At 71.2% G+C, this 7,042-nt stretch carries 6 protein-coding genes and 1 pseudogene; 1 reads left to right on the top strand and 6 read right to left on the bottom strand.

The annotated features are described in order from the left end of the window. From phnE to JCO01S_RS12010, 4 genes are all read right to left on the bottom strand, one after another. Positions 1 to 943 (bottom strand): phosphonate ABC transporter, permease protein PhnE (phnE, locus tag JCO01S_RS12025; protein ID WP_084342879.1); only part of this gene is annotated, 943 nt, incomplete at its 3' end. Further along, on the bottom strand, positions 940 to 1,767 hold the full coding sequence (gene phnC / locus JCO01S_RS12020; RefSeq protein ID WP_084342878.1) for a phosphonate ABC transporter ATP-binding protein: 828 nt from the start codon (positions 1,765 to 1,767) through the stop codon (positions 940 to 942). The genes phnC and phnE, both read right to left, overlap by 4 nt. Before the next feature lie 15 nt (positions 1,768 to 1,782). After that, positions 1,783 to 2,733 (bottom strand): phosphate/phosphite/phosphonate ABC transporter substrate-binding protein, encoded by a 951-nt coding sequence (locus JCO01S_RS12015; protein ID WP_068255901.1) that lies wholly within the window; start codon positions 2,731 to 2,733, stop codon positions 1,783 to 1,785. Positions 2,734 to 2,778: 45 nt separating this feature from the next. Next, positions 2,779 to 3,900: a TIGR03364 family FAD-dependent oxidoreductase gene (locus JCO01S_RS12010; RefSeq protein WP_068255897.1), complete on the bottom strand. Its 1,122-nt coding sequence runs from the start codon at positions 3,898 to 3,900 to the stop codon at positions 2,779 to 2,781. Positions 3,901 to 3,956: 56 nt separating this feature from the next. Between JCO01S_RS12010 and JCO01S_RS12005 the strand changes: the two genes are divergently transcribed. Further along, entirely contained in the window at positions 3,957 to 4,847 is an 891-nt protein-coding gene (locus JCO01S_RS12005; RefSeq protein ID WP_245634426.1) for a GntR family transcriptional regulator, read from the top strand. Between the two features lie 36 nt (positions 4,848 to 4,883). On the opposite strand, the gene JCO01S_RS12000 is transcribed toward JCO01S_RS12005, so the two are convergent. Together JCO01S_RS12000 and JCO01S_RS11995 are read right to left on the bottom strand one after the other, a co-directional pair. Beyond that, positions 4,884 to 5,687: a hypothetical protein gene (locus JCO01S_RS12000; RefSeq protein ID WP_068255890.1), complete on the bottom strand. Its 804-nt coding sequence runs from the start codon at positions 5,685 to 5,687 to the stop codon at positions 4,884 to 4,886. A 107-nt stretch (positions 5,688 to 5,794) separates the two neighbouring features. After that, positions 5,795 to 7,030 (bottom strand): annotated as a pseudogene (locus JCO01S_RS11995) (APC family permease); the annotation flags it as partial. Positions 7,031 to 7,042 lie beyond the last annotated feature (12 nt).

Raw genomic sequence — 7,042 nt, 5'->3', positions numbered from 1 at the left:
CGGTCCACGGCGGGCTCAGCTGCACCTGCCGCACCGGGGCGGCCTGCACCGGGGTGCGCCGGGCGAAGAGCCGGTCCACCCACGTGCCGCCGGCCACGGCCGCGCCGGAGCGGCGCATGATCGCCGCGCGGATGGTGCCGGAGAGCGCCTCGACGACGATGCACAGCCCGAGGACGAGCAGCGCCAGGGCCATGCCCCGGTGGTAGTCCAGGGTGCGAAGGGAGTCCGCGATCGCCTGCCCGATGCCGCCGACGCCGACGTAGCCGAGGAGGACCGAGGTGCGCAGGTTGATGTCGAAGCGGTGCAGCGCGGTCGCGACGACCTGCGGCATGAGCGCCTGCGGGATGGCCGACCAGATCTGCTGGCGGCGGTCGCCCCCGGCGGCGGCGATGGACTCCCGGGGGCCGTCGTCGAGCTCCTCGATCGCGTCGGCGTAGAGCTTGCCCACCATGCCGATCGAGTGCAGGCCCATCGCCGCGATGCCCGCGGCCGGCCCGAGGCCGAAGAGACGCAGGAAGACGATCGCGAGCACGAGGTCGGGCACCGCGCGGGCGAGCACGATGACCGTGCGCGCCACGCTCTGGGAGACACGTCCCCGGGTCGTCGCGCGGGCGGCGGCGATGGCGAGCGGGACCGACAGCACGACGGAGAGGGCCGTCGCGAGGACGACGATGGCGAGCGTCTCGAGGACCATCCCCGTCGTCTGCCCGACGGTCGGGAAGTCGAGGGGGAACATCCTCTCGGCGAAGCGGGCCGCGTTGTCCACCGAGTCGATGATCGTCGCGACGTTGATCCGCAGCGAGATCACCGACCACAGCCCCGCCGCGAGGAGGCCGAGGATGGCGAAGGTGGCGGCCACCGACCGCGGACGCGGTGCCGGCCGTCGGGGCAGGGTGATCTCCGGGTGCGTCCCCTGCCGGGGTCTCGTCGGCGCCGCGGTCATCGGCGGGTACCTGCGGCCGCGCCCTCGACCCCCGAGACGCTGGAGTAGATGTGCGCGGCCTCGGCCGCGTCGACCCCGCTCGTCGACTCGTCGAGGACGACCTGCCCGCTGCGCAGGCCGACGATCCGGTCGGCGACGTCGATGGCCAGCTGGACCTGGTGCAGCGAGGTGATGACGGTCAGGTCGTTCTCCGCGGAGATCTCCCGGAGCAGGGCCATGACGTCCTGCGCGGAGACCGGGTCGAGGGAGGCGACCGGCTCGTCGGCGAGCAGCACCTTGGGGCGCTGCATGAGCGCGCGGGCGATGGCCACGCGCTGCTGCTGCCCGCCGGAGAGGGTGTCGGCCCGCTGGAAGGCACGGTCGGCCAGGCCGACCCGCTCGAGCCGGCCGAGGGCCTCGCGGCGCACGTCCTTCGGGTACATCATCAGCGACAGGCGCGGCCCGCGCAGCGACCCGAGTCCGCCGGTGCACACGTTCTCCAGCACCGACATCGGGCCGATGAGGTTGAAGTGCTGGAAGATGACGCCGACCTCGCGGCGCAGCGCCCGCAGCCGGCCGCCGCGCAGCGTGGCGACGTCCTCGTCGAGGACGGTGATGCTGCCGCGGGTCGGGCGCTCGAGACCGTTGACGTGCCGCAGCAGGGTGGACTTGCCCGATCCGGAGAGACCGAGCAGGGCGGTGATCGTCCCGGCGTGGAAGTCGACGCTCACGTCGTCGAGGCCGAGGATGCCGCCGCCGAAGTCGCGGGTGACGCGGTCCAGGCGCACGGCGGCATGACGCGCGGGGGTGACGGTGGGGGCGGGGTCCAGTGCGATGGTGCTCATGGGTCTCGCTCTCTCTCAGTCGAGGGTGCGGCAGGCGTCTGCCTTGGTCTCGTCGCAGATCTGACGGATCGGGTCGTAGTCGGCGTCCTCGACGGGGCGGTAGCCGTACTCGATCTCCTCGGGGAGGACGCAGTCGGACTCGGACTCGCAGATGCCGGCCTCGACGAGCGCGGGCTTGTTCGCCTTCTCCCGGATGGCCGTGGCGATCTCCTCGGCGAGCTTCGGGTCGAGGGTGTCCTCGTTGAGCGCGATCGGGTCCTCGGGGATCTCCTCGGACTGCCAGACCTTGCGCAGCTCGCCCTTCTTCACCTGTCCGGAGGACTCGAGGGTCTGGAGCATCGTGTCGTGGGTGAAGGCCGCCTCGCACTGCCCGGACTTCAGGGAGAGCAGCGAGGCGTCGTGCCCGCCGGCGAGGACCGGCGTGACGTCCTTCTTCATGTCGAGGCCCTCGTCCTTGAGGCCCTTCATCGGCACGAGGTAGCCGGAGGTGGAGGCCGCGTCGACGAAGCAGACCTTCTCGCCCTTGAGGTCCTTCAGGCTCTGGACGTCGGAGTCGGCCCGGACGTAGGCGTGGGAGGTGTAGGCGGGCTTCTTCGCCTCGTCGCTCGTCGGTGCGGCGATCGCCTCGATCGGCACGCCCTGGTCCTTGGCGATGATGTAGGAGAAGGGGCCGTAGGAGGCCAGGTCGATCTTGCCGGCCCGCTGCCCCTCGACGACCGCGGCGTAGTCCGCGGCGTTCTGGAACGTCACCTTCACCCCGGTCTCCTTCTCGATGAGCTCGGTGATGTTCGAGTAGTCGCTCTCCAGGCTCGTCGAGGACTCGGCGGGCACGGCGGCGAAGGTCATCGTCTCGTCGCTGTTCGTGGTCTCGGCGGCGCTGGAGCCGCAGGCGGCGAGCACGGGGACGGCGGCCGCGGCGAGGGCCGCGAGGCGGGTGGTGCGGCGGTGGTGTGAGGGGATCTTCATGCTTCCTCCGAAGGGGGTGGTGGTGCGGTGGTGTGAGGGCGTGGGTCAGCGGGCCGGTACGGGTGCTCCGGCGAGGGCGAGCTCGGCGATGCCGAAGGAGAGGGTCATGCCGATGCCGGAGGTGACGACCGCGACGGTCGTGCGCGGGTCGGGCTGCTCGAGGACGAGGTTCGTGCTCGGGCTGTCGGCGTAGCGGCCGAGCCAGCGCTGCCGCACGCGGGGGGCTGCGATGCCGAGGTAGGTGGTGGCCCGGTCGAGGAGGAGGGCGCTCACGTCCTCGTCGATGAAGGGCTCCGGGCTCTGGGAGTAGTCGTGGCTGTCGCCGACGAGCAGGCTGTCCGCCAGGCCGGTGACCATGAGGTTGGCGGTGTGCCGGACGAGGTCGGGCTCGCGCTCGGCGATCTCGGCGCGAAGGGAGGCCGCCGACGGCATCGCGGTGAAGGCGTCGTACCGCGTCAGCGAGGTGCCGGTGAGCATCGCCAGGTCGGCGGGGACCGCGGCAGGGCGGTCGATGAGCTGCATGACGAGGGTGCTCGAGCGCACCCCGTGGCGCTCGGCGATCTCGGGGTAGAGGCGGTCCAGCCCGAAGCCGGGGCAGACGACGACCTGGTCGGCGGTGTACTCGCCGCGGTTGGTGGAGACGACCCCGTCGCCGACGGCGGTGACGTGGGTGCGCCAGGCCAGGTGCACCCCTTCGCCCGCTAGCCACCGCGCGAGCCGGGGGACCGCCTCGCGGGGGTCCACGCGCATGTCGCGGGGCAGGTGCGCGCCGGAGAGGGCGCCGAGGTCGGGGTGGCCGAGGGCCTCGCCGACGGCGCGGCCGCTGAGCAGGGTGACCTGCCCGGGGCCGCGGTGGGCTGCGAGCTCGTGGAGCACCTGCGCCTCCGCCTCGGTCATCGCCGGGATGTAGGTGCCCGGCTGGCCGGCCCAGAAGCCGGCGGCCGTCGCGGAGCGCAGCCATCCGGCGCGGGCGCGGTCGGCGACGTCCTGGGCGTCGTCGGCCTGGCCGGTGAAGCAGGCGTGCCCGAAGTTCTGGATCGAGGAGCCGACGGGGCGCTCGTCGCTGTCGACGACCCGGACGGTCTGCCCGCGCTCGTGGGCGACGAAGGCGGTGGCCAGTCCGAGGACTCCCGCTCCGACCACGAGAAGGTCCGTGTGCTTGTCCATACAAGTGACCCTAGAGGCGGTCTCGACCGAAATCGGCACATGTACATATACGTTCCGTGACCGTTCACGCGATCGTCACCTCTGGCCTGCCGAGCAGGGTCTGGGGTCTCGAATCGGGCCTCGTCATCGACCCCGGTGACGGGCGAACCTGTATATATTTGTTGAGATCACGAACGACGGAGTCGGACCGGGAGGCGGACATGAGCACCACGCAGCAGCATCGGGACATCGCGGCCCACCTGCGTGCGGCGATCCGCAACGGTGACGTCACGCCCGGGGACCCGCTGCCCTCGGAGTCCGAGCTGTGCGAGCGTTTCGGCTCCTCGCGCGGGCCGGTGCGCCAGGCGATGGCCACGCTGCGCGCGGAGGGGCTGGTCTCGAGCGGGCGGGGGCGGCGCACGACCGTCCTCGACATGGTGCCGACCCAGTCCTTCGACGGGGTGATCTCGTACTCGGAGTGGTGCCGTCAGTCGGGACTGGAGCCGGGGCAGGTCACCCAGAGCGTGGCCCGCCGGCCCGCCGACGCGGCGCTCGCCGCCGCCCTCGGGGTGGCGACCGGGGCGCCGGTCGTCTCGGTCTTCCGTCTGCGGCTGCTCGACGGCGAGCCGGCGATGGTCGAGCGGCTCAACTACACGCTCGAGGTCGGGCGGCACGTGCTCGGCTTCGACACCGACTCGGGCTCGATCTACCAGCACCTCATCGAGCAGGGCGTCGACATCGACAACGCGACCCGCACGATCGACGCGGTCGGTGCCGACGAGGACGACGCGCAGCTGCTGGGCGTGCCGGTGGGCTCGCCGCTGCTGCGCGTGCGCCGGCGGGCCTTCACCCGGGCCGGCACACCCGTGGAGGCCTCGGACGACCGGTACCTGCCGGGCACGGCGAGCTTCACCGTCAACTCGATCCGGGGGAACCAGTCGCCGCTGTCGATGGTCGTGGGGGCGTGAGGGGGCGCGTCCGCTGATGGTCCGACCCGGTCCGGGTCACGGGTCGTAGGTGTCGACTCCCACGCAGAGCTCCTCCTCTTCGGGGGTGAGCTGCTCGGGGAAGGCGCAGAGCTGCTCCAACCCACGCATGTCGGGATCGACCGTCTCCAGGTCCTCGAAGGACTGGGTCTTGCAGTTGGCGACGGACCACTCCGCGTAGTCCATGCCGGTGCAGTCGACCGGCTCGTCTGCGGGTGCGTCATCATGCGGTTGGTCGGGGAAGGCTTGGTCCCGAGGTCCACCGGGGGCGCAGTTCGCGTCCTTCTCGTCCTGGCTGGTGTAGGTGTTGGACGGCCCGCAGTACCGATCCCACTCCTGCTCCGTCTCGGGCATGTCCCCGCTCTCGCGGTAGGGGTGGTCCTGCACCCCGAAGTACGACGAGCAGTTGGCGTCCCTGGTGGCCTTGTCCGGCTCTGGGGTGGTGTCGGGATTGCAGTACGCGTGCCAGTCCGCATCCGTCTGCGGCATGGCAGATGTCGACGGCGTCGGTGCCGTCGTGGTCGTCGGTGGTGTCGACGAGGTGGGCGACGCGGTCGTCGTCGTGCTGGCGCTCGTCGTCGTGGACGTCGTGGACGTCGTCGAGCTCGGCGTGGACTCGGTCGTCGTCGAGCTCGAGGTCGTGGAGGTGCGGGTGCTCTCGCCGGCGGTGCTCTGGTCCGCAGAGCTGCATGCGGAGAGCGCGAGGCCGACGGCGGCGACGGCGATGGCCAGCGTCTGTGCCGGACGATCGCCGGGAGCGGCCGGTCGAGGCGTGCTCGAGCGGGTGCCGGTGGTCAGGCGGGTACCCCGCTCGTGTGACATGAGCGTGAATATAGCGGCAGGCGGCGACAGCGTCGGTGGCCTGTCCGTTCGGGTGGGAGGACGACCAGGGCGTCGACCTGACGGAGGCGCAGAAGAACGTGCCTCCGTCAGGTTCGTGCTCCCGGCCCGCGCCCGCGCTCGGCCAGGGCGGAGACGAGCCCCTCCTCGGCGTCCGGCCCGGGCTGCACCCCACCGGGGATCCGCGTGAGGAAGGCCAGCCCCAGCAACCACCAGACCACGAAGATGACGTAGGGCTGGATGTCGAGCGCAGCAGGCATGCCGGGGATGTACAGCAGCAGCAGGGCTGCCGTGGTGATGACCGCCGCCACCCCGATGATCGGCCCGCCGGAGGGGGCACGGCCACCGATCCGCAGCGGCCGGTCCATGCCCGGTTCCCGCCGCCGGAGGACGAGGAAGACCACGGACACCAGCACGTAGGTGATGACGATCGACGGCGAGCTGGAGTCGACGAGCCAGCCCATCATCACCTCGCCGAAGAAGGGCGCGATCGCGCAGATGATCCCGATGAAGATCAGCGCGTTCGCCGGGGTGCGGTAGGTCGGGTGCAGCTTGGCGAACCACCCCGGGAGCATGCCCGACTTCGCCATGGCCCACATCAACCGGGAGGCGCCGATGAGGAAGGCGTTCCACGACGTCGTCAGCCCGGCGAGCCCACCGGCGATGACGAGATTGCTGCCGAACTCGCCGGCGAGGGCGTCCATCGCATCAGCCGTCGCGAGGTCGAAGTCCTGCATGTCCGAGGCGGGCAGGGCGGTCGACGTCGTGAGGATGATGGTGACGTAGAAGGCCGTCGCCATCGCCACGGAGACGAGCACGAGTCGTCCGATCTTGCGCGGCGGCACGTTGACCTCCTCGGCCGACTGGGGGATCACGTCGAAGCCGACGAAGAAGAAGGGCACGACGACCAGCACCGCGAGCAGACCGGCGTTGTCGGTGAAGAGTGGCTGGGCGTTGCTGACGTCTCCCTCGAGGTAGGTCAGGCCGATCATCGCCAGGGCCATGACGACGAGGAAGAGGATGACCGAGGTCTGCAGCACGCTGGCGGCCTTGATGCCGCGGATGTTCAGCACCGTCAACAGCACCGCGGTGACCGTCCCGATGAGCGCACACACGAGGTAGACGTCCGAGTCCGCGACGGTCCACAGCGGGATCGAGTACACGTCCGGGACGATGTAGGCGACCGTCCGGGGGATGGCGACGGCCTCGAAGGCGGCGACGCTGATGTACCCGCCGACGATGCCCCAGGACCCGATGAAGGCCAGCCGCGGCCCGAAGCCGCGCATGAGGTAGTTGTGCTCCCCGCCGGCCAGCGGCATCGCCGCGACGAGCTCGGC

It is taken from the genome of Janibacter corallicola NBRC 107790 (assembly GCF_001570965.1).
GTDB lineage: Bacteria > Actinomycetota > Actinomycetes > Actinomycetales > Dermatophilaceae > Janibacter > Janibacter corallicola.
Note: the sequence above shows the minus strand (reverse complement) of the source record. Positions and strands in the feature narration are given on the sequence as shown.

What these genes read in the sequence shown, in the direction of transcription:
- phnC (WP_084342878.1), bottom strand. Translation starts at nt 1,767, where the DNA reads ATGAGCACCATCGCACTGGACCCCGCCCCCACCGTCACCCCCGCGCGT.
- JCO01S_RS12015 (WP_068255901.1), bottom strand. Translation starts at nt 2,733, where the DNA reads ATGAAGATCCCCTCACACCACCGCCGCACCACCCGCCTCGCGGCCCTC.
- JCO01S_RS12010 (WP_068255897.1), bottom strand. Translation starts at nt 3,900, where the DNA reads ATGGACAAGCACACGGACCTTCTCGTGGTCGGAGCGGGAGTCCTCGGA.
- JCO01S_RS12000 (WP_068255890.1), bottom strand. Translation starts at nt 5,687, where the DNA reads ATGTCACACGAGCGGGGTACCCGCCTGACCACCGGCACCCGCTCGAGC.